The organism is Candidatus Falkowbacteria bacterium, from assembly GCA_013336275.1.
In the GTDB taxonomy this organism is placed as follows: Bacteria; Patescibacteriota; Patescibacteriia; order Patescibacteriales; family GWE2-39-37; genus JAAXUA01.
Map to the genome: position 1 here is coordinate 20,046 of JAAXUA010000005.1, position 25,985 is coordinate 46,030.

Below are 25,985 nucleotides of genomic sequence, written 5' to 3' on the forward strand. Positions count from 1 at the left end.
AGAATGGCTGAACATTACAATACACCAAATATTTTGCTAATTTTGGCAAAATAAAAACGAAAGGAGCGAATCATGAAGACACTGGCCCAAGCGAACGGCAGCGGAAATGCGAAGTCCTACATCATCACCTCGAGCCTGTTGAAGAAAATCAGGATCCTCAAGACCAGCCTCGGCCTCACCGTCTCGGATGGAGACAAGGCTTTCTGCGAGGAATCGCGTTGCGAAGTCGAGAAGTTCGTCAGCCGGTATTTTCCCGGAGCGAACATCTTCTTCGTCGACATGGATCAGCTCGGAGACGAAGTGTTCTCGAGCGCGGTCAAGGCCCATTCCGCTGTCAGGGGAGCGACGCTGCTCAGTACCTGTTCGGAATTCACCGAGCTTCACAAAGGCAAGAACCTCCAGATCAACCGGATTTTCGATTGTACCGGACAGAAGATCGGACTCGGACCCCGTCCGGGCTACCCCACCATCGACGAGCAGATCAAGCAGTTCATGGCATCGTTCCGCGGCGATCCGATCGTGATCATCGAGGACGGATCCTTCACCGGAACCACTCTGGCCTTCATCATCAAGAAGTTCAGGGCGGCCGGCGCCAAGATCGATTCCATCATCCTCGGCTTCGCCTTCCCAAAAGCGATCGAGAACATCACCGAGGTCTACGACGGCAAGATCATCCAGATGCAGCAGATGGACAACATCATCGACTGGATGCCGGATCATGATTTCTTCCCCTTCCTTCCGAACTGCGGCCGTGTCGTCGGCCACGCCTGGGGAGAACAGAACCTGCCGCTGTACGGACATGACGGGGCCGCCTTCTGCATCCCCTACATCATGCCTTTCGTCAACCGCGAAACCATGGAAGCCTGGACCGGCATCCCCAAGGTCTACTGCCAGGAATTTTCCGATTATTTCCTCAAGAAAGCGCTGCGCTTCTACGAAGGCGTTGAACGGGAGCTGGGAGAGCCTCTGACCATCAAGCATCTCGCCAACACCACGCCCAGGATCTGCACGCCGTTGAGCGTCAACCAAAAGACGCTGCCCGATGTCCACGCATCGGTAACCGAGTTCATTCGAGACTGTCTTCATTGACACTGATTTGCAGCTAATGCAATGCAATTAGGCCCATACGCTAAGTATGGGCTTTTTGATAATTCCGTGATATCATCTTTTTAGCTAATATCGATAATATAACATATGAAATTTTCCAAGCGTTCGACCCACCTGGTCTCATCTTCGCTGTATGTCTTTTTCCGCAAGGTCAAGGAACAAGAGGCGCTGGGCAAGAAGATAATCTCTTTGGGCGTCGGCGAACCGTATCAGGACACGCCCGAGCCGATCAAAGAGGCTGGCATCGCCGCCATCAAAGCTAACAAGACCCGCTACAATACGGCGTCAGGCTCTATGGCTTTGCGCCAAGCCCTGGCCAAAAAATATGATGTTGCGCCCGAACAGGTGGCGCTGGCCTCCGGGGCTAAGCCGTTTCTCGGCTCGATCATGTGGTCAGTAATCGACGAGGGGGACATCATCTTCATGGCCGGACCGGTCTATCCGCCGTTCTTCCAGATCGCTGAATCGAACGGCGCCCGCGTCGTTTTGATCGACACGAAACCGAACGGCTTCAAGATGACCTTGGCGGCTCTGGAAAAGGCCTACCTGGACGCTGAGCTCAGCGGCCACGCCGCCCACATCCTGCTTAACTCACCCAACAATCCGACAGGCGTTGCCTACGATCGGGCGGAGCTGGAAAAGATCGTCAGCTTCTGCCGCGAGCGCAACATGACGATCATCTCCGACGAGTGCTATAACAATTTCAGCGCCGACCCGGATTTTACGGTCAGGCAGCTTGACGACCAGGCGATCATCATCAACTCTTTTTCCAAGACCTATGCCATGACCGGCTGGCGCTTGGGTTACGCTATCATGCCCCAGGATTTGGCTGTCGTGGTTGGGCGCTATCTGGACAATTATCTCGGTTGCGCTTCGTCGATCGCCGATGCGGCCGCCATGACGGCGCTCGAGACGGAGCCGCTGGCTGACTTTACCGAACAGCGGGATATGATTCATACCTGGCTCGACAAGCACGGCATACCCTATGCTCCATCGACCGGCGGCATCTTCGTTTTTCCTGATTTTGCGCCCATCATGGCCAAGAAGGGCATCGCCGATTCGACCGGTCTGGCCTCCTATTTTTTGGAGCAGGCTGAGGTGGCCGCCACTCCAGGCTCTGCCTTCGGCGAGGCTTATGACACCCACTTGCGCCTGTCGTATTGTATCCGGCCTGAAGAGCTAAGATTAGCCTTAGAGAGGTTGGACGCGGTCATCTGAGCTTGAAGGGGCAGTTATAGATATTTTGGCTAATTTTAAATTCAATTTAACCAAAGACTTGCAAATTTCTCAAAATATGCTATAGTTATCCACATATGATTAAGACAGCACAAAAAACTAATTTCTGGTTTAGCTTCTATTTTATGAGCTCCCGGCGGAGATCAGTTTTTTGTGGTGTTTTGACTAAGTAGAAAGTTAAAGCTCATCACAGGGAAAACAAACTGACCTCCGGAAACGGAGGTCTTTTTGTTTTATCGGCGTTCTTTTTAAAAAAATACTTCGGGATAGATATGAAAGGAGGATTGTATGGCAATCTTGCAGGCGGCAGTTCAAAGCTACACGGATTATTCAAGTGATGTCCACGAATTGCTGCAGTTCTGGGTGCCGGGCTGCGGCCTTGATGGTGGCGGTCTGGACGAGGACGAATGTCCGAATTGCTTCGGCGGAAATATCGGGACGATTTTCAGCGAATCAGGCGCGCAGCTCCAGTGTACTGGCTGCGGCGCAACAGGCGCGGTGTTCGCACCGACGACAGGGAGGTAACCATGGAAAGGTTGGATAATGATCAGTTAAGGACGGTTATGGCCCTTAGTCTGGCTGGCGGCAATCGTTCTAAGGCTGCGCAAGCCGAAGCGATACTCATCATTCGTGAGCAAGATCAACAAGACCAGCAAGGAGGCGGCAAATGAAAGGTCCCTATTTCGTAACAAACCCTGGATTGATGCCGCCGGTTGCGCACATCGCAGCGATGCCCGTTCCGGAAAAGATGTTCGAGAACTGGCGCAGCTGGTCGCCTGGAGACGGCGTCTGTCCGGCGTGCAACGGCACCCATATCGGAACCGAAGAAGTTATCAGCGGTGATTTGCGAGGCGAACGTCTCAGATGCAAGGACTGCAACGCAGTCGGCGGAGCGAGCGTTTTCTGAGCAAGCAACACAGGCGGGGCTGAACATTCAGCCCCGCTCCAATTATCCAAAATAGATTTACATATGTTATGCTATTGCAGAGGGAGATTATTCGTGTATAAAATATTATGAACAATGGACTGGAAGGCTGGCGCAAGGAAATCAACGAACTTGACCGCCAGCTGATCAGGACTCTGGAGGCACGCTTCCGGGTCGTTGAAAAGATCGCCGGCTACAAGCGGACCAATGGTTTACCGGTCCGCGACGAGAAGCGCGAGCAGGAACTGTTAGCCTTGCTGGCGGAAGACACCAGCCTAAGCCCGCAATTCTTAAGGGACTTGTACGCGGTCATCTTTGCTAACTCATATCTAATCGAACAATGAATATGTCAAAAATCACTATCGGCGTTTCGGGAGGGGTCGGCAGCTTCTCCGAAGAAGCGGCTAACTACCATTGCCAGAAGGAAGGCATCAAGGATTACGAATTGAAGTATTTGGTGAGCGTCGAGAACGTCTTATCCGCCTTGGATAAGGGCGAAATCGATGAGGGGGTTTTTCCGATAGAGAATTCTAATGGCGGCATCGTCATTGAGGCGGTGTATGCCATGGCCAAACACCAGTTCCAGATCAAGAAGATGTTCGAGATCGATATCAGGCACAATCTCTTGGCCCGCCGCGGCCTGAACCCTGGGGATATCGCGGCCATCGCCTCGCATCAGCAGGCGCTGAAGCAGTGCCGCATGTACCTCAAGCGCAAGTGGCCGGAAGTCGAGCTGGTCGAGTACAAGGACACGGCCGAGGCGGCGCGCGACATCGCAGAAGGGCGGCTGCCAGCCACGACGGCAGTAATCGCCAACCGCGTCTGCGCCGAGCTGTATGATCTGGAAATCCTGGAAGAAGGCATCCAGGACCTGAAATTCAATTTTACGACGTTTATCGTCGCCACGACTGCGGGCGAGCAGTCGGCTCTCTGAAGACCCCGCAAGGGGCGAAGAGAGCAGCAATAATCTATATTTTATAGACGAATCTGCGAACTTAATTATATAAAATAAATGAAAAAAATAGCAATCATCGGCTTCGGGCGTTTCGGTGAGCTCTTAGCTGACATTTTGAAGAATCACGGACAAGTTCATATCATGAGCCAAAGCGGCCATTCCGGCGCCTTTCCGCTGATCGGCAAACAGCAGCTCGGGGAGATGGACTGGGTGATACCGGCCGTGCCGATCTCCGCACTGGAACAGACCTTGCAAGACATCGCTTCCGAGCTTAAGCCTGACGCCTTGGTGATGGACGTCTGCTCGGTCAAGGTGAAGCCGTGCGAATGGCTGTTCAAACATGTTCCGGCCGGAGTCGAGATTATCGGTTCACATCCCATGTTCGGGCCTGATAGCGCCAAGAACGGCCTCAAAGGTTTGCAAGTGGTCTTGTGCCCGTTGCGTGCCGCCGAGTCGACCGTCGAGGAGGTGCGTGAAGTGTTCAGAAAGCTGGAGTTGAAGATTATCGAAACGTCCGCCGACGAGCACGACCGCCAAGCTGCGAATTGTCTGGCCATGGTCCACTTTTTGGGCAGAGGCCTGGATGAGATGAAGTTGGAAAAGCAGGAGATAACCACCATGGGCTTCGAGCGCCTCTTGGCGGTCAACGAGACTGTCGCCAATGACACCTGGCAGCTGTTTTTGGACATGCAGTATTATAATCCGTATGCTGCCGTCGCCCGCAAGGCGCTTGTGTCAGCGCTTGAAACTGTCGAGGCTCAAATTCTGGCGGACAAAAGGGAATAGTGATTTTCTTGCAATTATTTTTAGGCTTTGCTAAAGTAGCGCCATGACAAAAACCTTACTGACAAATCCAGGCTTAATGATGATGCGCCCTTAGGGCGCCGGTTTTTGCTTGCTTTCGCTTTTCAAACCGGGCCATTCTTCTGAAGAACGGTCCGGTTTTTTTGTTCTAAATTTTTTTGAGGCACTTGTGAATGGCCAAGCTTTTGGAACTCGATTTTTGCTTAGATGGGTACATATGCGCAAAAATCGAGTTCCAAAAGCTTGGCTGGCGCAATAATATATTATTTATTTTTTAAAGAAAAAATTATGAATCTGACAATCATTAACGACTGCCGTGACGACAATGCCAAAGTCCGGCAACTGGCCCGGGCCAAGAGCCTGATCGGCCACGAGGCCGCATTCATCGGAGTAGCTAACGACCTGGAGGCAGCAGGCTGTATCATCGACGTGCTTGATGCTTATGGCGAGGCGGGCGGTACGATCATTGCCAACGTCGCGCCGCGCAACGGCGGAGGCAAGCGCTGGCCCAACGGTACGCCGTTCGCTTACGCTCGCATCGGCAACAGCCTGGTCGTGGCCTCGATCAGCGGGCTGACTTGGTCACTCGTCCGCAAGCTCGGGTTGGCCCGATCGATCGAGGTGATGGATATCCCGACCGTGCTCAAGGAATTGGCCGAGGCAGGCGTCCTGGATTCTGATCTGATCGAACCGATTACCAAGAGCCAGTTCAGAAGTTATGAGTTCTTGCCCCGCGTCGCGGCCTTCTTGCTTTCCGGCGGTGCAGTTCCGAGCGAAACCGTCTCTCTCGACGAATTGGATCAGGCGGAACCGGCTGTCTGGTGGGCGGATAATTTCGGCAACTGCAAAACCAGTTTACTGGCGCAAGAGGTTTCGTTTAAGGCAGGGAGCAGCGTAAGTACTATCTGGGGAGAATTGCCAGGGTATGAACGGCTCAAGGACGTGCCTGACGGCGAGCCGGCCATCATCATCGGCAGCTCCGGTTTCGGGTCAGCGCGCTTTCTTGAATTGGTTGTCCAAGGCGCAAGCGCGGCCCAGCATTTCGGGGTAAAAAGCGGCCAGAGCATCCTCGCCTAATCTTGATTTTTGGCGGCTTAATGCTACAATATAGGTGTAGGAAACAACGTTCTTACCAGAAAAGTTCCACCGAAGACTGATGCAAGTTTTGGATCAAACTATAAGACATTGGCAGGCCGTTTTAGTCCCGGGCTGAGGCTCGGTCTATAGGCCCACAAGGGTGAACTGGCGAGAGACGGATTGTTCAGAGGAATCCGAGTAATCCGTCACGAACCAAATTTCGCTTCGAGCGGCTTGTCCGCACGGCGCGAAAACCTATTTCTCTCTTTAGCCAATTCTTGATCAGCCATTTGGTGGAACTTTTTTGCATATGAAGATTCGGGGTATCGTATAGTGGCAGTACGCGTGGCTGGGGGTCATGTAGCTGCGGTTCGATTCCGCATACCCCGACAGGGAAATGTAAAAAAAACGGGTTTAGGGCCTGTTTTTTTTGTTAATATTGACAAAAGCATTTAAAAGTGGTATGGTCATTTTTCCGCTGTAAAGCAGGCTCATTCTAAAAACCACCCACCAAAGGAGGGCGTATTATGAGAGGAAATAGCATCAAGAGATTGGTAGATATGCAGGGAGTTATCGCGATGGTGTTGGCTGGCGGTCGCGGTGAAAGGCTGATGCCTTTGACGGCCGAAAGAGCCAAACCGTCGGTCCCGATAGCTGGCAAGTATCGGATCATCGATTTCATCATGAACTCGCTGGTCAATTCCGGATTGAACGAAATCAGAGTCCTGATCCAGTTTAAGTCCCAGCCTCTGTACCGCCACATCACCGCCCTGTATCCGTCGGCCCCGATCCACAACCGTTTTATCGAACCGGTGCCGGCTCAGATGCGGGTCGGCCAAGGATGGTATTCCGGTACCGCAGATGCCGTATATCAGAACAGCTACATGCTGGAAGATTTCGGTTTCGAAGTAGCGGCCATATTCTCGGGTGACCACATCTTTGTCGTCGACGTCAGCCAGATGTACGAGTATCACTGCCATAAAGAGGCAGACTTCACCATCGCGGCGATACCGACCCCGGTCGAACAAGCGGCCGGACAACTGGGCGTCATTGTCGTCGACGAGCAGGACCGGATCATCGGCTTCGATGAGAAGCCGGCCGTGCCCAAAGAGATTCCTGGCAAACCGGGCTGGTGTTACGCCTCGATGGGCAACTATCTGGCGAACATCCCCATCCTTACCGAACTGTTGAAGGAAGACGCTCAAAACGAGGAATCAAGCCATGATTTCGGCAGAGATGTCATTCCGATGATGCTCGACCGTGGCCTGGCTGTCTATGCTTATGATTTCCACACCAACAAGATCGCCGGTCAGGAGGAGCCTTACTGGCGCGACCTCGGAACGATCGCTTCGTACCACGCTGCCAACATGGATGTCTGCAGCGTCGATCCGGTTTTCAACCTGTACAACAGGATGTGGCCCTTGCGTTCGCCGGCCGATAACTCGCCGCCCCACAAAGGCGGACTGGGCTCCCGGCTCGACAACTACCTCATCAGCGGCGGCTGCATCGTCAACAAGTCGGAAATCTACAGTTCCGTACTGAGCCCGTTCGTCCGCGTCGAAGCCTCTCAAGTCATGGAGAGCGTCATCTTCTCTAATGTGAACATCGGTCCGGGATCCAGGCTCAAACGCTGCATCGTCGACAAGAACGTGCGCATCCCTCCGGGAACGATGATCGGCTTCAGCGCCGAAGAAGACTCCGCACGCGGCCTGGCTGTCGTTGACGGCATTACGGTCGTTCCCAAGAGCTTCCAATTCTGAAATTAAATTTTCGCAACCCGACGAGGGCACCTACGAGTGCCCTCATTTTTTTTGCCAAAACAAAACGCACGGGCTAGCCGTGCGCGAAGGCAGAGATGGCGAAATTAAAGATAGCGGTGAACGCTTGTTCGAGGAGCTTGAAGAAAAGAACATGCTTGGCTCCTTGAAACATTACGAAACCGCCGAGCCCGACGAAGGCCATACACGAACACACTGGGAAAATCAACCGCTTATTCATGGCTTGACCTCCTTGTCCGCTGCCTCGCAGCGTTAATCGTTAGCAGCCGGTTCTTTGTAGTATTGTTTCAAGGTTTCAATCAGTGCTTTCACCATGGTGATGTGCCTTTCTTCGTCGCTGGCGATATCGCGCAACAAGTCCTGGTCGTCCTGATCGGTCAAGAGTTCGGCGAGAAATTGGTAGGAATCGAGCGAGCGCTCTTCAGCAATCAAAGCCTGGTTCAGGTCAAACAAGGCGTCATCAAGATTCATATCGCAAGTGCGGGGTTTGAAGTCGGGTTGGTTAGACATCATATTTTTTGATTAATCCTTGTACGGCCTCTTTGTGCCGTATCGATTCCTGCTGGATCTGGGTCAGAGCCTGGCGGAAGCCGGGACGCTTGTCTTCGGGCAGGCAACCGTCGATGCCGACATCAAGCAAAGTCAGGTAGAGCCCGATCATCTGGGATTCCATGACCTCATCTTGGCGCAGGCCCTCGATTATTTCCTTTAAAGATTCTTGTTTCATATGTTTGTTTAGTATGTTCATTATATCATCGAATGTTTTTTTTGCCAATTACAGCTGAATCTTGAATAATCGGCAGGGCAGGGGTAGAATATAGGTATTAACCCAATAACTTATAAGACTATGCAAGAACTGAAAGATAAGATGATCAAGGAGCCGTTGGTCGGTTTCGTGCAATTCATCCGGGAGCAGGGAGTTGTCGGTCTGGCTATCGGTTTCATTCTCGGCACCTCGATCAACAAGGTCGTGACCTCCTTGGTCAACGACATCATCCAGCCAGCAATCGGCTTGCTGTTCGGTTCGGGACAGGAACTAGTCACGCTCAAGTTCAGGAATATAATGTATGGGCGATTCCTGGCCGGCTTGATCGATTTCGCTATCATCGCCGCCGTGGTCTACTTCGGCTTCAAGGGTATGAAGCTTGATCGCCTTGACCTCAAGAAGGAAGACCCGGCCAAGAAATAAAAAAAAGAGGGGCGCGGATGCGTCCCTCGGGGAAACCTTACTTCAGTAGAGAATTTACGGCCGCGATCAAGTCGTGCGGCCTGAACGGCTTGGCCAGGTAGAGGCCGGCTTGACACCTTTCCCGAGTTTCGGGGTTGCCGGACATGGCCAGGATCTTGGCCTTCGGTTCGATCATCAGGATCGAAGAGATGACGGCCGGACCATCGACATTGGGCATTTCCATGTCTACGACTACCAGGTTAATGATGCTGCGGTGGCTGAGCCAGATGTCGGTGCCTTGCTTGCCTCCGGACGCGGTCAGGACATTGAACCCCTCCCGCTCCAGGATATCTTTGGCAATCTGCACGATGGACGGCTCGTTGTCTATAATCAGTATCGTTACACTCATGTACATCCTCCTTGTTGTGGTTTCCTTTTTAAAATAGGCGTCCGAAGACGCACTTGACAATGAGCTGAGTTGTCAGTATAGTTACATTTCTAATGATTTGTCAATACCTATGAAAGCCGGAACCAGAAGCAAGGTCGGGAACCGGAAAAGCAACCCTTCTTATCGCACGCCTTCGCGTTGGCGGGCTTTGCCGGCTATCGACAAGAAAACCCTAACAAACAAACCGGCCGTCGCGCCTTTTCATAAACAAGAAAATGAATACAAAAAGACTAAATGAGATTTTGGCTGATCAGCCGAAATACCGCTGGCAGCAGGCTGAGCGGGCGATTTATGTCGATTTGGTGTCTGAGTGGTCCGAGGCTACGGTTCTGCCAGCGGCTTTGCGCCAGCAGTTGGCCGAGGAGTGTCCGCTTGCCATCGATGTGGAGGAGTCTGTTTCCGCTGACGGCAGCCAAAAGGCCCTAATCACATTGGAGGATGATTTGAAGATCGAGACCGTGCTCTTGAAGCACAAGGATGGCCGCCATACGGTCTGCGTCTCCTCGCAGGTCGGCTGCCCCTTGGGCTGCCTTTTCTGCGCGACCGGCCGCTTGGGTTATAAACGCAATCTGAGTGCTGAAGAGATCGTCGAACAGGTGCTATATTTCGCGCGCCAGCTCAAGAAGCAAGGCAAGCAGGTCACCAATGTGGTATTCATGGGGATGGGCGAGCCGCTTTTGAATTATGATAACGTCCTGTCGGCGATACGTACTTTGAACCGTTTCGACGGCTTCAATCTTGGTGCCCGCCGCATGTCGATCTCGACGGCCGGCATTCCGAAGGGCATCCGGCAGCTTTCGCGCGAAGGTCTTGAAGTCAATCTGGCCTTGTCGCTGCACGCGCCTAATAACGAGCTTCGGGGACAGATCATGCCGATCAGCAAAAACTATACCTTGACCCAGGTCATGACCGCCTTGGCCGAATACATCGAGGCGACCAATCGCCGCGTCATGTTCGAATACGTCATGATCAAGAATATCAATGACGCGCCAGAACACGCCAAGCAGCTGGTCAAACTGCTGTCCGGCTGGCTGGCCTTCGTCAACCTGATCAATTACAACGAAACCGAATTGTTCTACCCCTCGACCAAGGAACGTATCGATAAGTTCAAGAAGATACTTGAAGACGGCCACATCACGGTGGTCCAAAGGCACGGCTTCGGCCAAGGCATCGATGCCGCCTGCGGACAATTGGCCGCTAAAAGGAAAGCGGCCAAGCCGCAAAAACGAAACAATACCGCCAAAGCCGGCCGCTAGCCGGCTTTGTTTTTTTTGCCGGTTTAGTGATATAATTCTTTTATCTAATAGTAAATAAAAAAAATGAGTTTCAGTTTCTTTGTCATCATTTTGGGCTTGGTCGTCTTCGAAGTCATTTCCAGCATCGACAATGCCATCGTCAATGCCCACGTCCTGAAGACCTTGCCGGAAAAATATCGCAAGATTTTCCTTGTCTGGGGACTTTTGCTCGCCGTGTTTGTCGTACGCGGCGTCCTGCCATTCCTGATCGTCTGGATGGTCAACCCGAGCCTGTCGGTTACCGAGGTCTTCGCCTTCGCCTTCTCCGGCGACCCGCAAATAACGGAGTATGTTGAAAAATCCAAGCCTATCCTGCTTTTGGGCGGCGGGGTCTATCTGTTTTTAGTCTTTTTGGCCTGGCTTTTCCTGGAAGAGAAGAAATACGCCTTTTTGGTCGAGCATTTCATTCATCGCCGCGGCGCTTGGTTCTATGCCATCTCCTCTATCGCCTTGACCACCATCACTTGGGTGGCCCTCAAGATCAATCCGATTCTGGCTTTATCCGCTTCGATAGGTGCAACAGCCTTCTTTATAACTGATGGATTCAAGAAGAATGCCGAAGAGCAGGAGAAGAAACTGCTTATAGATTCCAGCATGAGCGCCTGGTCGAAAATACTTTATTTGGAAGTTCTGGACGCCTCGTTCTCGATCGATGGCGTAGTCGGCGCTTTTGCCTTTACGGTTTCAGTGCCTTTGATACTGATCGGCAACGGCATTGGCGCAGTTATCGTCCGGGAATTCACCATCCGCGGCATCGATGTGATTTCCAAATTCGCCTACCTGAAGAACGGCGCCATGTATTCGATCGGTTTCTTGGGCGGCATCATGATTTTGGAATCTTTGGGCAAGCATTTCCCGTTCTGGGTCGCGCCTCTGAACACTTTCCTCTTCCTGGGCCTATTTCTGTTCTTGTCCTATCGGGAAATCCGGTTGGAAAAACTGGCTGAGCAAAAAGTTACAAACTAAATATAGTCATTATGACTTCGATTTTTCAAGGAGAAAGGGCAATCATCCGCATCGTGCTGATGGCATCAATCATTTTGGCTGGTCTTGGCTGGCAAACCGCGGCACAGGCCCAGGTAGCTTCGACTACCGCCGCATCATCGACCTCGCCAGCCAATTTTGCGCAGGTAGAGTCCAAGGCCTACGCGGCCACGGTCAAGATCAAGGTTTTCAATCTTAACGAAGATTTCGCCATGACCGAAATCGGTTCCGGTTCCGGCTTTTTCATTAATTCGACCGGGCTGGTGCTGACCAACTATCATGTGGTCACAAATGAAGATGAGTCATCAGGCATCGACCTTTCGGATCAGCCATTGGGTTATCAGGTCTGCGTCACCAAGCAGACCAACCTCGAGCCCGAGTGCAACTATACGGCATCGGTCGTGGCTAAGGATCGGGATCTTGATGTCGCTTTGCTGCAGGTGAAGCCTACTCCCAAAATGAGCGAAATCACCTCTTTCCCTTATCTTGAAATCAACTCCAGCGATCAGACTTCGATCAATGATACGGTTATCGCTGTCGGCTATCCCGGCATCGGCAGCGAAACCATTACTATCACCAAGGGCATCGTCTCCGGAAAGACCTCGAAATATGATCGCCAGTGGCTGAAGACTGACGCCATGATTTCTTTCGGCAATTCCGGCGGCGCCGCCATCGATAGCGCTGGACGCGTAGTCGGTATCACGACTCAGACGTATTCTGATTTCGTCGGGAGCATCGGCTACATCATGAGTACCGCGTCGTTCTACGGCTGGCTGCAGTCTCATCAGAACGACAAGCCGAAAGACAATCCGTTGTCGCAACGGGCCGGCGATTTCGCCTGGAAGTCAAAAATACTCTTAAGCAGCAACAAATATATCAGCTTGGATCCGCCATTCGAATTCTCGAAGCCCAAGGACTGGAAGTTCTTCTATAATGGAGAAGATGATGTCATGGTGCGCAAAGAAAAGGACCAGGATGGCGGCGCGGTGCGCGTCGTCTGGACCAGGTTGCCGTTCGTCCCATCGATCGCCGATCTGAGCATCATTGCCAAGCAGCGATTGGATACGGATTTGCTCGATGTCAATTCCATTAAGGAAGCCGACGTCAAACGGGGCAAAACAGTTATCGGCAGGAAGTTCACAGTCAATAGCCGCAGCTACCAAGGCAATAGCACAAGCAATACCTATCTGTTCGCGGCCAGCAATTACGTCGTAACCGTCGATTATAATTATGGCAAGAACAACAAGGACAAGGCGGTCGTCGATTCGATTATTAACTCGTTCAATCTGCGCGGCGGCGCCAAACCGTTCCGTCCGTTGGCCAGCTATGATCACCGTTTTGCCGGTGTGCCGCGCCTGATCATGAAGGCTGGCGGCGATTGGCAGCTTCACGTCCTGAATTCCAAAGATCAGCCAATCCAGTTCTTCAACAAGAAGAACAAGCTGTATTCCGGAGAAATCTCCTTGCGAAAAATCAATCCTGAAGAAGAAGATATTTCCTTGGCTGCCTTGACTGAGAATAGCAAGAAAGAATTGGAAGATGTGGTGCAGATGCTCAAGGTCAGGAGCGACATCCAGCTTATCAGCGAGGTCAAGGGTAATTTCAAGTTCAGCAAGGGGCTTTCGGGCATGGTTCGCCGCAAGATGATCCTATATAATAAGAAGAGCAGTCTGAAATATTATGTCGGCACGGTCGAATATATCAAGCCTATCGGCAGCGAATACGTCATGACCGCCTCGCTTAATATCGTCGAGACCGACAAGAAGAAGATCGATAAGATGATCATCGATTTCGAGAAGATGCTCTCTGGCCTGGCAATAAAATAATTTCTCATAAGGGGCGCGCAAGCGCCCCTTCCTGCATATGGCAAACAAACCAAACATCGGCGCTCATGTCTCCGCGGCAGGCGGCCTGTATAATGCCTTCATCAATGCTGAGAGGATCGGCGCCGAATGCGTCCAGATTTTTGGCGGCTCGCCCAAGATGTGGCGAGCCAAACAGCCCGATGAAGCAGTTTTGAAAAAATATTTCGAGGCCCAGAAGCTGTCGAAAGTCGGCAACGTCTATCTGCACGCCAGCTATCTCGTAAATCTGGGCAGTGATAAGGACGCCAACAGGGAGCAGTCGGTCATGAGCTTGATTGACCACTTGGCGATTGCCGACAAACTCAAAGCGCGAGGCCTGATCTTCCATCTCGGCTCCAGCATGTCAGGCACCAAGGAAGAGGCGATGAAATTCACTATCGCTGGGATGAAATCGGTTCTCAAGGCCGTACCGGGAGAGTCCTGGCTGATTATGGAGAATTCAGCCGGCGGCGGACACAAGCTCGGGCGCGAGTTCTCTGAAGTCGGTGATATAATCAAGGCTGTCGGTTCGCCGAGAGTGAAAGTCTGCCTGGACACGGCCCACATCTTCGAAGCAGGCGGCATCGACGAGTATTCTAAGCCCAAGGTCAAGAAGCTGTTCGATGACTTCGATGAGCATATCGGTTTGGATAATCTGGTCGCCCTGCACATCAATGATTCCAAGACGCCCTTCGACTCGCACAATGACCGTCATGAAAACATCGGCGCTGGGCATATCGGCTTGGACGGCTTCAAGAATCTGGCTGCGGACAAACGTCTGCATGGCAAGGATTGGTTGTTGGAAGTTCCGGGCATGGACAATATGGGCCCGGATAAGGAGAATATGGAAATAATCAGGAAGCTCTTCAGATAAGATATCAAAAAGCCGCCCTTAGAGGGCGGCTTTTTGATATCTTGGTTATTTTTGTTCGGGTAGAGTTTTGGCATCGTACTTCACGTAAATCAAGCGGCCATCAGTCTGGAATGTCTTGATCCGGCTCAGCACCGAGGGCTTGATCCACTCGATGGGTCGGATCTCGGCAACAGGAACAGCGTACTCAAGCTCGGCTCTTAGCCAGTCTCTGGCCGTGTCGATGTCGGGTTCGATCTGCTTGCCGAAGAGCCAAAAGTGGCGGGCCGTATCCTGGCTGACAGCGCCGATGAAGACTCGCTGCCCATCGGCATCAGCGATGTTAGTCTGCCAGAGCCTTAGTTGGAGCCGGGATTGCCTTCTCTTGCCGTCCAAGGGTTTTTCATATGCGATCACATTCGGTTCGCCGCCCCAGAAGCTGGGATTTATCGGCGCCTTGCTGTAGTTGATCCGGCGGACCCAGGAGCCGAGCGACTTTTTCAGGGATTTGATGCCTAATTCATCGGCTTTGTACCAGCCAAGGCTGGCGAAGCTGGAATCGATGGCGCTGGCTGCGGGCGCGATGATCAGGAAGTTCATCGGCTGCTCGATCGTTCCATCGATAGTTTCGCTGAAACGGGGGAAAGAAGCGTCGGACAACGTCTGGAAGACATCGGCGCTCTTGATCGGCGGCAGCTTTTCGATAGCGCTGAAATTTATGCCGTAAAGATAGGATATGGTGGCGATGGTATAGCTGATGATGGCAAGTGAAGCAAGGAAGTAACCGAAGTGCCACATCGGCTTGGCCAGGGGCTTGAAGTATTCGGTCGGACCGGATCGCCGCAGATGCCATTCCGCTAAACCGATGCCGACCAGGAGCCACAGCAAGCCCAGAACGAAACCGCCAAGGACGTCGCTCAAGTAATGGACTCCCAGGAATAACCGGCTGAAGCCGATCAAGAATATCAGGATAAGCCAGCCGAAAGTCAGGTTAACGCGGCGTGACCAGGTCGACCGTCGCCAGGCCCAATACAGCAGGTAGCCGTAAAATGAGACCGACAGGGCGGCGTGGGCACTGGGGAAAGAGAAGCTGGCTTCTTCATAGACGCCGCCCAGGGGACGTGGGCGTTCAATGGTGATCTTGATGATGAAAGAGAACAGTGCAGCGCCGCCGACCGACACCCAGAGTCCGGATAAGAAGCGTTTCTGGTTCAAACGCCACAGGAAAAGCGTCAAAAGCAAAGCGAAGATTATGATGATGCTGAACTTGGCTAAGACCGTTATGACCAGGAACGTCTCGACCAGGACAGGATGGCGGAAAGCGATCAGCATCGTCTCGAGCCATTGGTCGATGCGCGTGATCGGGTCAGAGTAGATGACATCTTCGACTAGGCCGCCCAAAAGCAGGGCGGTGTAGCCGCCGATCAGGGCCAGGATGGTCAAGGGAAACCCGGTGAATCTCTGTCGGGTGAGGCGGCGATGCAGGAAGCTGATGAGCTGGGGGTGTGATATCAAGAATTTTTCCAGACGAGGCCGATGCTGCAAACGGTGGTAACGCGACTTGAGCAGGTCGTTAAAGGCCAGCCAGAATTGCTCGCCCTTCCTGATGAAGAGCCACTTGATCAGGTAGAACAGTCCGAAAAGAATGGCCGCCACCAGAGTGAAGACTTCAAGACGGTTGAGCCAAATCTTAACCAACCCCAAGGCTTGGCCGAAAAAATAGCCGACCATGATATGGATTATGGTCCAAGAGATCGCGCTGAGAGCGTCTAGCACAAGAAAGCGTCGGAACGACATTTTGCCTAGGCCGGCGATAAAAGCGGTCATCGGACGGAGGAAGCCGATGAAGCGTCCGAAAAAGACGCTTTTGTTGCCGTGCTTGTCGAAGAAGGCTTGGCCTTTCTCGAGGTGGGCCTCTTTGAGCAAGCGATTCTCGTCGCTGAACATGCCGCCGCCGCGCTGGCCGAGATAATAGCTCAAGCAGTCTCCCAGAACGAAGCCTATGGTCGCGAAGGCGATGATGTCGCCTAAGTGGAAGACGCCTTGGGCGGTCAAGGCTCCGATCAGGATGGCAACGACCGCACCAGGGATTATCAGCCCGATGAAGACGATCGATTCGGCGAAAAAAATCAGACCGACGATCCAGTAGCTAAGGTCGCCGATATTCTGTATGAATGAAGAGAATGAGTTGATTAGGTTTTCGATCATAATACCATCCATTATACTGCTAATCGGGGGAATAAAAAAGCCGAAGGTTTTTCGCGTAGCCGGCAATTCATGACCTTCGACCATAAAAAAACCACCCCAACGGGTGGGGCGGTTCGGTAAAACAATCTATTTTGCAGTGATTTTTGCCAGGGTCCTGATGCAGCTGGTGCAGATTTTCAGCTTTTCGCCGGCAATCTTTTTGCTTTGCAGGTTGATGTGCTGGCGCTTGATTGTCTTGATGTTCGAGTGGGATCGGGAAGCGTCCTTGGTAGCGCCGCGTCCGCATGCATCACAACGTTTTGCCATACTATTTCCTATCTAAAGATTATATTAAACAATACACCCTATAATATCACAATCATTTGCTTTTGGCAAGGGTAGTTGGTAGAATGAAAGTCTGGATAATTTTTTTGATTAAACCATAATTATGATAATCACCCTATTTTTTATAGTCGCCTTGATATTTTCGGCCATCGTCCATGAGTATGCTCATGGCTGGGTGGCTCTGAAATTGGGCGATCATACAGCCGAAGACGCTGGCCGTCTAACTTTGAACCCGATACCGCATCTTGACCCTGTCGGATCTATTTTATTGCCAATGTTACTTCTTTTAAGTAAAACGGGGTTCTTTATCGCTTGGGCAAAGCCTGTTCCTTACAACCCCAATAACCTGCGCGACCAGAAATATGGCGACTTGAAGGTGGCCCTAGGTGGTCCGGGCAGCAATCTGGCCTTGGCCCTGTTTTTCGGCCTTTTGTCTAGGTTTTTGCCTCTGGCACAGCAATTGAAGCTAACTTTAGCCTCTGGAGTCTTGATGAGCGATGGCGATGCGGTATTAGGCTTGATGCAAGGACAGCCATTGGCCGCCATGTTCGTCATGTCGATCATCCTTTGTTTCGTTAATTTGGCATTGATGATATTCAATTTGATTCCGCTGCCCCCGCTGGACGGTTCAAAGGTAATCTTGCCTTTCCTGTCTTATCGCAATCAGATGCGCTACCATCAGTTAAGCGCATACGGGTTCCTTATTATATTAGTCCTTGCTTATCTCGGGGTATTCAGTCTGCTGACAATCCCTTTGACCTTGATTTTTTCCCTTATAACCGGGCTTTAGCGCCCATTTCGGCTGTTGACACAGCCTCTTAAAACTGCTACATTATTTAAGCAATAAAAATGCCCCAATTCTTTGGGGGATTTTAGTTTTTCGGAAAGTTGAGTCGTGCTGCACTCGACTGACCGACCTGACTCATCATCAATCCTGTGGCTAGGCTTGCGGGATGAGCGCTTTTGAAGCTAATATTAGAAATTTTTGTATTTATGCCAACAATCAACCAATTAGTTCGCAAAGGGCGTATCAAGACCAAGACCAAGAGTAAGAGTCCAGCCCTGCAGTCCACTTTGGACACTCTGCACCGCAAGCGCACCATTCTGCCTGCCGGTGCCGCTTTCAAGCGCGGTGTTTGCTTGAAGGTTACCACTACCACTCCGAAAAAGCCTAACTCGGCTTTGCGTAAGATCGCTCGTGTCCGCCTGTCTAACGGCATGGAAGTCACCTGCTATATTCCCGGCATGGGCCACAACTTGCAGGAGCATTCGGTCGTTCTGATCAAGGGCGGCAAGACCAAGGATCTGCCAGGCGTCCGCTACAAGATCGTGCGCGGCGTTTATGATACCCAGGGTGTTGCCAACCGCAGACAGTCCCGCTCCAGCTACGGCGCTAAGAAACCTAAGGCGGCCGCTAAATAATCGCAAGTAATTAGAAATATATGAGAGGAAAACCAGCACCAAAACGCAAGATCGAAGGCGACATCCGCTATAACGATATCGACATCGCCAAGTTCATCAACTATATCATGAAGGATGGCAAGAAGACCGTTGCCCAGAAAGTCGTTTACTCCGCTTTTGATATCATCAAGGACAAGACCAACCAGGATCCGCGCCATGTCTTCAACAAAGCATTGAAGAATGTCGCACCTTTGCTCGAAGTCCGCGGCAAGCGCGTCGGCGGCGCCAACTATCAGGTTCCGCACCAGGTCCGTGGCGAACGTCGTTTCGTCTTAGCCTATCGTTGGATCATCGCTGCCGCCGCTGCACGCACCGGCAAGCCTATGGGTGAGAAATTGGCCGAAGAGCTGATGGCCGCCTTCCGCAACGAAGGCACTGCTATCAAGAAGCGCGACGATGTCCACCGCCAGGCCGAATCCAACAAGGCCTTCGCCCATTTTGCGCGCTAAGACTCGAATTTTCACATTTAATCTTGAACTTATATTATGCCCCGAGAATATTCACTCGAAAAGACCCGCAATATCGGCATTATCGCCCATATCGATGCCGGCAAGACGACCGTGACTGAACGCATCCTGTTCTTTACCGGCAAGAAGCACAAGATCGGCGAAGTGCATGAGGGAGCGGCCACCATGGACTGGATGGAACAGGAGCAAGAACGCGGAATCACCATTACTTCCGCCGCTACGACTTGTTTTTGGAACAACCATCGCATCAATATTATCGACACCCCGGGCCACGTGGACTTTACCGTTGAGGTAGAGCGCTCTTTGCGTGTCCTTGACGGCGGCGTCATGGTTTTCGACGGCGTTGCCGGCGTTGAGCCGCAATCCGAGACCGTCTGGCACCAGGCTGAGAAGTACAAGGTACCGCGCATCGCCTTCATCAACAAGATGGATCGTACCGGCGCCGATTTCTATAAGGATTTGGAGTCTATCCATACCCGCCTGACCAAGAACGCTTTTCCGATCCAGCTGCCAATCGGCGCTGAAGCGGATTTTTTAGGTATTATCGATCTGTTTGAACGCGAAGCTCACTTCTATCTCGACGAACTCGGTACCAAGCACGAAGTCCGTGATATTCCTGAAGACATGAAGGAGAAGGTCGAGACTTTCCGCGCTCAGCTGGTTGAAGCGATCGTCGAGAATAACGAGACGCTGATGGAGAAATATCTGGCTGGCGAAGAGATCGAAGTGGCAGTCTTGAAAGCTGAATTGCGTAAGGCAGTCATCGCCAACAAGCTGCTGCCAGTGCTTTGCGGCTCAGCTTTGAAGAATAAGGGCGTCCAGTTCTTGCTCGATTCGATCGTTGAGTTATTGCCTAACCCGTTAGACATCCCGCCAATGATCGCTACCGATCCTGAAGACGAAACCAAACAGATTACCGTACGCATTGCTGATGATGAGAATTTTTCAGCGTTGGCCTTTAAGATAGCTACCGATCCTTTTGTCGGCAAACTGTGCTTCATCCGCGTTTATTCAGGCGTCTTGACATCCGGTTCATATGTTTTGAACGTCTCCTCTGGCGAACGCGAGCGCATCGGCCGCATCGTCCGCATGCATGCCAATAGCCGTGAAGAGGTCAAAGAGGTTTACTCGGGTGAAATCGCCGCTGTTATCGGCTTGAAGGGAACTACTACCGGCAACACTTTGTGCGACCCTGAACATCCGGTCTTGCTCGAATCAATCACCTTTCCCGAGCCGGTTATCCAGATCGCAGTCGAGCCGAAGACCAAAGTCGACCAGGAAAAGATGGGTATCGCTTTGTCCAAATTGGCCGAAGAAGATCCGACTTTCCGCGTCACTTCGAACGAAGAGACTAATCAGACTTTGATCGCCGGCATGGGTGAGCTGCACTTGGACATCATTATCGATCGTATGAGGCGCGAGTTCAACGTCGAAGCCAATATCGGCCAACCGCAGGTTGCCTATCGCGAAACCATCAAGACCAAGGCCGAGGCTGAAGGCAAATATGTCAAGCAGTCCGGCGGTCGCGGCCAATACGGCCATTGCTGGCTCCGCATCGAGCCGAATGAGCAGGGCAAGGGTTATGAATTCAATGATGAGACTAAGGGCGGTTCGATTCCGCGTGAATATATCGCTCCGATCGGCAAGGGCGTCAAAGAAGCTCTGGGCCGCGGCGTTCTGGCCGGCTATCCGATGGTCGACATCAAAGCTACCGTTTTTGACGGTTCATACCACGAAGTCGACTCTAACGAAGCTGCCTTTAAGATCGCCGGTTCCATGGCATTCCAAGAGGCGGCCCGCAAGGCCAAGCCTGTCATCCTTGAGCCGATGATGAAAGTCGATGTCGTTACCCCGGAACAGTTCATGGGCGACGTGATCGGCGATCTGAACTCTAAGCGCGGCCAGATCGAAGAGATGGCTGACCAGGGTCAGGCCAAGGTGATTCACGCCAAGGTGCCTTTGGCCAACATGTTCGGCTATTCCACCAGCTTGCGCTCAATGACCCAAGGAAGAGCCAGCTATTCCATGGAATTCGCCTATTACACCGAGGTACCGAACAATGTCGCTGAGGAAATCATCGGCAAGAACAAGAAATAGCCTTAACTATTAATCACATAGCCCGTATGTCCAACCAATTGGAAAAAGCCTTGGCACTATGCAAGAAGACCGGCGACCGGATTATCGTTTTCGAAAGTCCGCAGGCCGAAAACCCCTTCGTGCTGATGAACTTGACGGATTATGAGAAAATAGCTGTTTCTGGGAGCGAGGTCCGTGGCTTGACAGAAGCGGAGTTACTTGATAAGATAAATCGCGACATTGCGCTGTGGAAAAGCGAACAGGAGACCCTTGAATCGACCGACAGCGCAGTAGATTTTCTTGCTAGTATTAAAGAAGATATGCCACTGAGTGATGAGTCGGCGACCCCCGAATCCAAGCGCTCCCAGTGGGCCATCAAAGACGAGGTTAAGAATGCGGCCGAAGAAGTGATCGAAGAAGACCGCCAGTACCTCGAGACAGTCACTTATTAAATCATTTATTAAATAACCTAATTAAACTAACGGCTGGTTGCCTCTATAATCAGTTGGGCTAATAACCTCCACACGTTCTTTCGTTTGGTGGGCCGTGTAAAAAAAGGAAAAAATAATATGGCAGAGAAATTCGAACGAACAAAGCCGCATGTCAACATCGGCACCATCGGCCACGTTGACCACGGCAAGACCACTCTTACCGCAGCTATCCTCAGGGTTCTGAGCGACCGCGGTTTGACTGCTTCTGATCGCTCAGTCGACCAGATCGACTCAGCTCCGGAAGAGAAAGCTCGCGGTATCACCATCGCAACCGCCCACGTCGAATACGAATCGGAGAAGCGCCACTACGCTCATGTCGATTGTCCTGGTCATGCTGACTACGTCAAGAACATGATTACCGGTGCTGCTCAGATGGACGGCGCTATCTTGGTTGTCGCTGCGACTGATGGCCCTATGCCTCAGACTCGCGAGCACATCCTTTTGGCTCGCCAGGTCGGCGTGCCTTACATCGTCGTCTTCTTGAACAAGTGCGACATGGTTGAGGACAAGGAATTGATCGACCTCGTCGAAGAGGAAGTCCGCGATCTCTTGAAGAAGTATGAATTCCCAGGCGACGCAACTCCGATCATCCGCGGTTCCGCTTTGCAGGCTTTGAACAATCCTGCCGGCGAATACGGCGACAAGGTCATGGAACTGATCAAAGCTTGCGACGAATATATCCCAGAACCGATCCGCGATACCGATAAGCCTTTCTTGATGCCTATCGAAGACATCTTCTCCATCGAAGGTCGCGGCACTGTTGTCACCGGCCGTATCGAGCGCGGTGTCATCAAGGTCAACGAAGAAGTCGAGATCGTCGGTTTGGGCGAGACCCGCAAGACCGTCGTTACTGGTATCGAAATGTTCAACAAGCAGTTGGACCAGGGTATGTCCGGCGATAACGCTGGCTTGCTCTTGCGCGGTACCAAGAAGGACGAAGTCGAGCGCGGCCAGGTATTGGCTAAGACCGGCACCGTTACTCCTCACTCCGAATTCGAAGCCGAGGTCGTCATTTTGACCAAGGAAGAAGGCGGACGCCACAAGCCTTTCTTCAAGGGCTACAAGCCGCAGTTCTATATCCGCACCACTGACGTTACTGGTGAGGTCGAACTGCCAGCCGGCACTGAGATGGTTATGCCTGGCGATACCGTCAGCTTCACCGTCAAGCTGTTGACTGCTGTTGCACTCGAAGAGAAGATGCGTTTCGCTATCCGCGAAGGCGGTCGTACCGTCGGCGCTGGTGTCGTAACCAAGATTCTTAAATAGCAGATTCATCCCTCGTCAAGAAATTGGCGAGGGTTAATCTATTATGTAAGTAATTAAGCAATTTCATGACCGAAGCAAAAGGAAAAACCGAAGCGAAAAAGGTTGCCGGCGGCAAGGAAGAATTCTCCCAGCGCATCCGGATCAAGATCAAGGCCTTTGATCATAAGATCATCGACCAATCGACCAAGACCATAATCGACACAGCTTTAAGGAGTGGTGCCAAGGTCTTCGGCCCGATCCCGTTGCCGACCGAGAAGAAGAAGTACACGGTTAACCGTTCCACCTTCGTGCACAAGGATGCTCGCGACCAGTTCGAGATGCGCATCCATAAGCGCATCGTGGATATCGTCGAGCCGTCTGCTCAGACCATCGAGGCGCTTTCTTCGTTGAGCTTGCCATCTGGCGTCGACGTGGAGATTAAGATGTAAAACGAGATTGTCCTATCGCTCGAAAGGGCCACTGAGGACTGATGAGTAATCATCACCAAGATCTCAAAACAATCAGTAACGAACTCATGACGATCGACCCATCGTCACCTGCTTTATTTACCCGAACTCAGATATCATACAAAAACACCCGGCTTAACCCGGGTGTTTTTGCTTTCAGGGCAAGAAGAAGCGCGCCGTTATCAGCGGCGCGCCTGGGGGATCGTCAGGCATAGATGTTTATCTTTGCCTTCGGTGCAGAGACTGTTAAAGGGGTGGGGTTTTTGAGGAGATATCTCCCCTGATTTCGTGTTGCCTCCAATTGAATTTTTTGAAATTCTTCTCGGAAGCCGAGGTCGGTTAAAAAGTTGCTTTTTTGTTTTTTAGGTTTTGCCAACATGGCAGCCTCCGGTTCGGTTGATTAAAATACTTAATAATATAGCATAATTTGTTAAATTTGTCAATGTATCTTGTGGTTATTTGAAGCCGGTTAGGGCGGCTTTTCTTGGTCCTTGCGGGCCCTTCTGGGCACTGGCAACACGCCCGTCGCAGAGCCTTGACATAGTGCTAGTTTTCGTGTAAGATTTAATAGTTCGAAAGAAATATAAGTTTCCAACAAGCAATTTTACACTTCTTTTATCTAAAGTTAGCTAAAAGAAAAGGTGAGAAAGCGACTCTGGAAATTGCAGGAGTAACATTCATAAATAAGCTACATAGTCACGGGATAAAAGTTCGAGCTCAAGAGGGCCTTAAGAACGATTATTTGTTTAGACTGGTTTGTTTATGAACAAAGCAGTTTTTTATTTTATAAAGATATTATCGAATTCTCTGGATCCTTAAGGGGTCTGGCAGGCAAATGAGCCGATGGTTCCGCTTTGCTGGATTGAATTCAACAGATTATGAAATTCGCATTAGCCAAGAAAGTTGAGATGACCCAGGTTTGGCGTAACGAGATCGCAATCCCCGTTACCAAGGTAAAACTCGAGCCAGGTTCAATCGTTCAGATCAAGACATCAGACCGCGACGGTTATGATGCTGTTGTCGTTGGTTTCGGTTCACGCCGCGCCAAGAATATCGCTAAGCCACAGCTCGGGCAGATGAAGGGCGTCGGCAATTTCCGTTATTTGAAAGAATTCCGTTATCGTTTGGATATCCGCACTAACGAGAAGGCTGAGTTTGCCGCTCTGACTCGCGGTTTGGCCATCGACCCAGCCACTTTCGAAGTCGGCGACATGGTCAAGGTCCAGGGTGACAGCAAGGGCAAGGGCTTCCAGGGTGGCGTCAAGCGCCATCGTTTTGCCGGCCATAAGACCACTCATGGTACCAAAGACCAGGTCCGTATGCCTGGCTCGATCGGCGCCGGTGAGCCGCAGCACGTTTTCAAAGGCACCCGCATGGCTGGCCGCATGGGCGGTGAGTCTGTTACCGTTTCGAATTTAGAGATTATCGATATCGACCTTGAAGAAGGCACTATGCTGGTCAAAGGCGCTTTGCCAGGCGCTCGCAACGGCGTTCTGACCATCGTCGGACGCGGCGACCTCAAGACCAAGGCTGCAGCTGAAGCAAAAGCTGAAGAGAAGGTCGAAGAGGTGAAGCAGGAAGAAGCTAAGACCGAGGTCAAAGCTGAAGAGAAGGTTGAAGAAACCAAGGCAGAAGAGAAGACCGAGACTAAGGCTGAAACAAAGGCCGAAGAGAAGCCAGCTGCCGAAGTGAAAGAGGAGGCTAAGGTTGAAGAGAAGTCGGAAGAGAAAAAGGAAGAGCCTAAGCCAAAGACTGAAAAGAAAGCTGAAGAGAAGTTTGAAGATAGCTATATTGATAAGTTCAATCACTTACCAGAAGCTGAACGTGAGAAATATTCACAGCCAGCCATCATGGATGCTTTGAACGAATTGGAAAGGCAATATAACATTGATTTGGTTCCTGTCTTGACCAAGGTTGCAGTTGCCGAACTCAAGACCGAAGAGGTCGCCAAGTTCATCGAGACCGAATTCAAGCTTGAGACCGCCAAGGCTGAGGAAATCGCCAAGGCCATGCAAGATAAAATTTTTAACCTCGTTGCCGCCGCTCCGGCTGCCCCAACAGAGGCTCCAGTAACTAGCGAAAAATAACTATGACTAAAGTTAAGTTGTACAATCAAAAAGCCGAGGCAATTGGCGAGCAGGAATTGAATGACCGTATTTTCGCTGTTGCTTTGAATGATGGCTTGGTCCATCAGGCAGTCGTTACCCAGCTGGCTAACGAACGACAGGTTTTGGCCCACACCAAAGGTCGCGCTGAAGTGCGCGGCGGCGGCAAGAAGCCATGGAAACAGAAGGGCACCGGACGCGCTCGCGCCGGTTCATCCCGTTCACCGATCTGGATCGGCGGCGGCGTGACCTTCGGTCCGTTGAACAATCGCAATTTCACAAAGAAGATCAACACGAAGATGAAGCAGCAGGCTTTATATATGGCTTTGACCGACAAGTTGGCTCACAATCAGCTGATGCTGCTTGATAAGGTCGAGTTCACCGAAATCAAGACCAAGGTTTTTAGTGAGATGCTTAAGGGTATCGAGACTAAGGTTTTGCCTCGCGAGGCTAAGACTAAGCGCAGCGCTTTGGTCGTATTAGCCGGCAAGGATGAAAATACCAAGCTTTCTGGACGCAACCTGGCTGGCGTCGAGGTCATCAATCTGGACAACCTGAACATCGTCGATGTCCTGAAATACCGCGACCTGATCATGACCGTCGATGGTGTTAAAAAATTAGAAGCAAGATTAAAGTAAATCTATGGCAATATTTGGCAAAAAAGAAGAAA

30 protein-coding genes and 1 tRNA gene are annotated in these 25,985 nt (G+C 51.5%); 25 read left to right on the forward strand and 6 right to left on the reverse strand.

Going from position 1 to position 25,985, the window contains the following annotated elements; all coding sequences use genetic code 11:
* Positions 1 to 72 precede the first annotated feature (72 nt).
* The 11 genes from HGA34_04540 to HGA34_04590 all read left to right on the forward strand — a co-directional run bounded on the left by HGA34_04540 (position 73) and on the right by HGA34_04590 (position 7,864).
* Entirely contained in the window at positions 73 to 1,089 is a 1,017-nt protein-coding gene (locus HGA34_04540; protein ID NTW22775.1) for a phosphoribosyltransferase, read from the forward strand.
* Between the two features lie 105 nt (positions 1,090 to 1,194).
* On the forward strand, positions 1,195 to 2,325 hold the full coding sequence (locus tag HGA34_04545; protein ID NTW22776.1) for an aminotransferase class I/II-fold pyridoxal phosphate-dependent enzyme: 1,131 nt from the start codon (positions 1,195 to 1,197) through the stop codon (positions 2,323 to 2,325).
* 306 nt (positions 2,326 to 2,631) lie between these two features.
* Positions 2,632 to 2,868, forward strand: a complete 237-nt coding sequence (locus tag HGA34_04550) for a hypothetical protein (protein ID NTW22777.1) — start codon at positions 2,632 to 2,634, stop codon at positions 2,866 to 2,868.
* A 2-nt stretch (positions 2,869 to 2,870) separates the two neighbouring features.
* Positions 2,871 to 3,014 (forward strand): hypothetical protein, encoded by a 144-nt coding sequence (locus HGA34_04555; protein ID NTW22778.1) that lies wholly within the window; start codon positions 2,871 to 2,873, stop codon positions 3,012 to 3,014.
* Positions 3,011 to 3,250, forward strand: coding sequence for a hypothetical protein (locus HGA34_04560; GenBank protein ID NTW22779.1), 240 nt, complete (start codon positions 3,011 to 3,013; stop codon positions 3,248 to 3,250). Before HGA34_04555 ends, HGA34_04560 begins: the two co-directional genes overlap by 4 nt.
* A 107-nt stretch (positions 3,251 to 3,357) precedes the next feature.
* Positions 3,358 to 3,612, forward strand: a complete 255-nt coding sequence (locus tag HGA34_04565; protein ID NTW22780.1) for a chorismate mutase — start codon at positions 3,358 to 3,360, stop codon at positions 3,610 to 3,612.
* A 2-nt stretch (positions 3,613 to 3,614) separates the two neighbouring features.
* Positions 3,615 to 4,202: a prephenate dehydratase gene (locus HGA34_04570; protein NTW22781.1), complete on the forward strand. Its 588-nt coding sequence runs from the start codon at positions 3,615 to 3,617 to the stop codon at positions 4,200 to 4,202.
* 78 nt (positions 4,203 to 4,280) lie between these two features.
* Positions 4,281 to 5,009, forward strand: coding sequence for a prephenate dehydrogenase/arogenate dehydrogenase family protein (locus tag HGA34_04575; GenBank protein ID NTW22782.1), 729 nt, complete (start codon positions 4,281 to 4,283; stop codon positions 5,007 to 5,009).
* Positions 5,010 to 5,315: 306 nt separating this feature from the next.
* Positions 5,316 to 6,104, forward strand: coding sequence for an SAM-dependent chlorinase/fluorinase (locus HGA34_04580; protein ID NTW22783.1), 789 nt, complete (start codon positions 5,316 to 5,318; stop codon positions 6,102 to 6,104).
* A 319-nt stretch (positions 6,105 to 6,423) separates the two neighbouring features.
* A tRNA-Pro gene (locus HGA34_04585) sits at positions 6,424 to 6,494 on the forward strand.
* Positions 6,495 to 6,655: 161 nt separating this feature from the next.
* Complete coding sequence (locus HGA34_04590) at positions 6,656 to 7,864, forward strand: glucose-1-phosphate adenylyltransferase (GenBank protein NTW22784.1); 1,209 nt, start codon at positions 6,656 to 6,658, stop codon at positions 7,862 to 7,864.
* Positions 7,865 to 7,937: 73 nt separating this feature from the next.
* On the opposite strand, the gene HGA34_04595 is transcribed toward HGA34_04590, so the two are convergent.
* From HGA34_04595 to HGA34_04605, 3 genes are read right to left on the reverse strand one after another with little or no spacing between them, the layout of a single operon-like run.
* Positions 7,938 to 8,102, reverse strand: a complete 165-nt coding sequence (locus HGA34_04595; protein NTW22785.1) for a hypothetical protein — start codon at positions 8,100 to 8,102, stop codon at positions 7,938 to 7,940.
* 32 nt (positions 8,103 to 8,134) lie between these two features.
* Complete coding sequence (locus HGA34_04600; GenBank protein ID NTW22786.1) at positions 8,135 to 8,395, reverse strand: hypothetical protein; 261 nt, start codon at positions 8,393 to 8,395, stop codon at positions 8,135 to 8,137.
* Complete coding sequence (locus HGA34_04605) at positions 8,385 to 8,609, reverse strand: hypothetical protein (GenBank protein NTW22787.1); 225 nt, start codon at positions 8,607 to 8,609, stop codon at positions 8,385 to 8,387. The genes HGA34_04600 and HGA34_04605 overlap by 11 nt, the downstream gene beginning before the upstream one ends.
* 120 nt (positions 8,610 to 8,729) lie before the next feature.
* On the opposite strand from HGA34_04605, the gene HGA34_04610 reads away from it, so the two are divergent.
* The gene (locus tag HGA34_04610) at positions 8,730 to 9,071 is read left to right on the forward strand and encodes an MscL family protein (GenBank protein ID NTW22788.1); all 342 of its coding nucleotides are present in this window, start codon (positions 8,730 to 8,732) and stop codon (positions 9,069 to 9,071) included.
* 37 nt (positions 9,072 to 9,108) lie between these two features.
* Here the strand turns inward: HGA34_04610 and HGA34_04615 are convergent, their stop codons facing one another.
* The gene (locus HGA34_04615) at positions 9,109 to 9,459 is read right to left on the reverse strand and encodes a response regulator (protein NTW22789.1); all 351 of its coding nucleotides are present in this window, start codon (positions 9,457 to 9,459) and stop codon (positions 9,109 to 9,111) included.
* 254 nt (positions 9,460 to 9,713) lie between these two features.
* On the opposite strand from HGA34_04615, the gene rlmN reads away from it, so the two are divergent.
* The 4 genes from rlmN to HGA34_04635 all read left to right on the forward strand — a co-directional run bounded on the left by rlmN (position 9,714) and on the right by HGA34_04635 (position 14,495).
* Positions 9,714 to 10,754 carry a 23S rRNA (adenine(2503)-C(2))-methyltransferase RlmN gene (gene rlmN, locus HGA34_04620; GenBank protein ID NTW22790.1) on the forward strand — a complete coding sequence of 347 codons (1,041 nt, stop codon included), beginning with the start codon at positions 9,714 to 9,716 and terminating at the stop codon, positions 10,752 to 10,754.
* A 63-nt stretch (positions 10,755 to 10,817) separates the two neighbouring features.
* Positions 10,818 to 11,759 carry a DUF475 domain-containing protein gene (locus HGA34_04625; protein ID NTW22791.1) on the forward strand — a complete coding sequence of 314 codons (942 nt, stop codon included), beginning with the start codon at positions 10,818 to 10,820 and terminating at the stop codon, positions 11,757 to 11,759.
* An 11-nt stretch (positions 11,760 to 11,770) separates the two neighbouring features.
* Positions 11,771 to 13,603, forward strand: coding sequence for a trypsin-like peptidase domain-containing protein (locus HGA34_04630; protein NTW22792.1), 1,833 nt, complete (start codon positions 11,771 to 11,773; stop codon positions 13,601 to 13,603).
* 37 nt (positions 13,604 to 13,640) lie between these two features.
* Positions 13,641 to 14,495, forward strand: coding sequence for a deoxyribonuclease IV (locus tag HGA34_04635; protein NTW22793.1), 855 nt, complete (start codon positions 13,641 to 13,643; stop codon positions 14,493 to 14,495).
* A gap of 45 nt (positions 14,496 to 14,540) precedes the next feature.
* Here the strand turns inward: HGA34_04635 and HGA34_04640 are convergent, their stop codons facing one another.
* Positions 14,541 to 16,679 (reverse strand): phosphatase PAP2 family protein, encoded by a 2,139-nt coding sequence (locus HGA34_04640; GenBank protein NTW22794.1) that lies wholly within the window; start codon positions 16,677 to 16,679, stop codon positions 14,541 to 14,543.
* A gap of 126 nt (positions 16,680 to 16,805) precedes the next feature.
* Positions 16,806 to 16,985: a 50S ribosomal protein L28 gene (locus tag HGA34_04645; protein ID NTW22795.1), complete on the reverse strand. Its 180-nt coding sequence runs from the start codon at positions 16,983 to 16,985 to the stop codon at positions 16,806 to 16,808.
* Positions 16,986 to 17,106: 121 nt separating this feature from the next.
* Between HGA34_04645 and HGA34_04650 the strand changes: the two genes are divergently transcribed.
* The 9 genes from HGA34_04650 to rplD all read left to right on the forward strand — a co-directional run bounded on the left by HGA34_04650 (position 17,107) and on the right by rplD (position 25,953).
* Positions 17,107 to 17,793: a site-2 protease family protein gene (locus tag HGA34_04650; protein NTW22796.1), complete on the forward strand. Its 687-nt coding sequence runs from the start codon at positions 17,107 to 17,109 to the stop codon at positions 17,791 to 17,793.
* Between the two features lie 203 nt (positions 17,794 to 17,996).
* Positions 17,997 to 18,425: a 30S ribosomal protein S12 gene (rpsL, locus tag HGA34_04655; GenBank protein NTW22797.1), complete on the forward strand. Its 429-nt coding sequence runs from the start codon at positions 17,997 to 17,999 to the stop codon at positions 18,423 to 18,425.
* 20 nt (positions 18,426 to 18,445) lie between these two features.
* Complete coding sequence (rpsG, locus tag HGA34_04660; GenBank protein NTW22798.1) at positions 18,446 to 18,913, forward strand: 30S ribosomal protein S7; 468 nt, start codon at positions 18,446 to 18,448, stop codon at positions 18,911 to 18,913.
* Positions 18,914 to 18,949: 36 nt separating this feature from the next.
* Entirely contained in the window at positions 18,950 to 21,028 is a 2,079-nt protein-coding gene (gene fusA / locus HGA34_04665) for an elongation factor G (GenBank protein NTW22799.1), read from the forward strand.
* Positions 21,029 to 21,054: 26 nt separating this feature from the next.
* Entirely contained in the window at positions 21,055 to 21,459 is a 405-nt protein-coding gene (locus HGA34_04670) for a hypothetical protein (GenBank protein NTW22800.1), read from the forward strand.
* 117 nt (positions 21,460 to 21,576) lie between these two features.
* Positions 21,577 to 22,764, forward strand: a complete 1,188-nt coding sequence (tuf, locus tag HGA34_04675) for an elongation factor Tu (GenBank protein NTW22801.1) — start codon at positions 21,577 to 21,579, stop codon at positions 22,762 to 22,764.
* A gap of 65 nt (positions 22,765 to 22,829) precedes the next feature.
* Positions 22,830 to 23,192 carry a 30S ribosomal protein S10 gene (gene rpsJ, locus HGA34_04680; protein ID NTW22802.1) on the forward strand — a complete coding sequence of 121 codons (363 nt, stop codon included), beginning with the start codon at positions 22,830 to 22,832 and terminating at the stop codon, positions 23,190 to 23,192.
* 893 nt (positions 23,193 to 24,085) lie between these two features.
* Positions 24,086 to 25,297, forward strand: a complete 1,212-nt coding sequence (rplC, locus tag HGA34_04685) for a 50S ribosomal protein L3 (GenBank protein NTW22803.1) — start codon at positions 24,086 to 24,088, stop codon at positions 25,295 to 25,297.
* Positions 25,298 to 25,299: 2 nt separating this feature from the next.
* On the forward strand, positions 25,300 to 25,953 hold the full coding sequence (rplD, locus tag HGA34_04690) for a 50S ribosomal protein L4 (protein ID NTW22804.1): 654 nt from the start codon (positions 25,300 to 25,302) through the stop codon (positions 25,951 to 25,953).
* The last annotated feature ends 32 nt before the right edge of the window (positions 25,954 to 25,985 follow it).

Coding starts and splice junctions, on each gene's coding strand:
- HGA34_04540 (NTW22775.1), top strand. CDS start 73: ATGAAGACACTGGCCCAAGCGAACGGCAGCGGAAATGCGAAGTCCTAC.
- HGA34_04545 (NTW22776.1), top strand. CDS start 1,195: ATGAAATTTTCCAAGCGTTCGACCCACCTGGTCTCATCTTCGCTGTAT.
- HGA34_04550 (NTW22777.1), top strand. CDS start 2,632: ATGGCAATCTTGCAGGCGGCAGTTCAAAGCTACACGGATTATTCAAGT.
- HGA34_04555 (NTW22778.1), top strand. CDS start 2,871: ATGGAAAGGTTGGATAATGATCAGTTAAGGACGGTTATGGCCCTTAGT.
- HGA34_04560 (NTW22779.1), top strand. CDS start 3,011: ATGAAAGGTCCCTATTTCGTAACAAACCCTGGATTGATGCCGCCGGTT.
- HGA34_04565 (NTW22780.1), top strand. CDS start 3,358: ATGAACAATGGACTGGAAGGCTGGCGCAAGGAAATCAACGAACTTGAC.
- HGA34_04570 (NTW22781.1), top strand. CDS start 3,615: ATGTCAAAAATCACTATCGGCGTTTCGGGAGGGGTCGGCAGCTTCTCC.
- HGA34_04575 (NTW22782.1), top strand. CDS start 4,281: ATGAAAAAAATAGCAATCATCGGCTTCGGGCGTTTCGGTGAGCTCTTA.
- HGA34_04580 (NTW22783.1), top strand. CDS start 5,316: ATGAATCTGACAATCATTAACGACTGCCGTGACGACAATGCCAAAGTC.
- HGA34_04595 (NTW22785.1), bottom strand. CDS start 8,102: ATGAATAAGCGGTTGATTTTCCCAGTGTGTTCGTGTATGGCCTTCGTC.
- HGA34_04600 (NTW22786.1), bottom strand. CDS start 8,395: ATGATGTCTAACCAACCCGACTTCAAACCCCGCACTTGCGATATGAAT.
- HGA34_04605 (NTW22787.1), bottom strand. CDS start 8,609: ATGAAACAAGAATCTTTAAAGGAAATAATCGAGGGCCTGCGCCAAGAT.
- HGA34_04610 (NTW22788.1), top strand. CDS start 8,730: ATGCAAGAACTGAAAGATAAGATGATCAAGGAGCCGTTGGTCGGTTTC.
- HGA34_04615 (NTW22789.1), bottom strand. CDS start 9,459: ATGAGTGTAACGATACTGATTATAGACAACGAGCCGTCCATCGTGCAG.
- rlmN (NTW22790.1), top strand. CDS start 9,714: ATGAATACAAAAAGACTAAATGAGATTTTGGCTGATCAGCCGAAATAC.
- HGA34_04625 (NTW22791.1), top strand. CDS start 10,818: ATGAGTTTCAGTTTCTTTGTCATCATTTTGGGCTTGGTCGTCTTCGAA.
- HGA34_04630 (NTW22792.1), top strand. CDS start 11,771: ATGACTTCGATTTTTCAAGGAGAAAGGGCAATCATCCGCATCGTGCTG.
- HGA34_04635 (NTW22793.1), top strand. CDS start 13,641: ATGGCAAACAAACCAAACATCGGCGCTCATGTCTCCGCGGCAGGCGGC.
- HGA34_04640 (NTW22794.1), bottom strand. CDS start 16,679: ATGATCGAAAACCTAATCAACTCATTCTCTTCATTCATACAGAATATC.
- HGA34_04645 (NTW22795.1), bottom strand. CDS start 16,985: ATGGCAAAACGTTGTGATGCATGCGGACGCGGCGCTACCAAGGACGCT.
- HGA34_04650 (NTW22796.1), top strand. CDS start 17,107: ATGATAATCACCCTATTTTTTATAGTCGCCTTGATATTTTCGGCCATC.
- rpsL (NTW22797.1), top strand. CDS start 17,997: ATGCCAACAATCAACCAATTAGTTCGCAAAGGGCGTATCAAGACCAAG.
- rpsG (NTW22798.1), top strand. CDS start 18,446: ATGAGAGGAAAACCAGCACCAAAACGCAAGATCGAAGGCGACATCCGC.
- fusA (NTW22799.1), top strand. CDS start 18,950: ATGCCCCGAGAATATTCACTCGAAAAGACCCGCAATATCGGCATTATC.
- HGA34_04670 (NTW22800.1), top strand. CDS start 21,055: ATGTCCAACCAATTGGAAAAAGCCTTGGCACTATGCAAGAAGACCGGC.
- tuf (NTW22801.1), top strand. CDS start 21,577: ATGGCAGAGAAATTCGAACGAACAAAGCCGCATGTCAACATCGGCACC.
- rpsJ (NTW22802.1), top strand. CDS start 22,830: ATGACCGAAGCAAAAGGAAAAACCGAAGCGAAAAAGGTTGCCGGCGGC.
- rplD (NTW22804.1), top strand. CDS start 25,300: ATGACTAAAGTTAAGTTGTACAATCAAAAAGCCGAGGCAATTGGCGAG.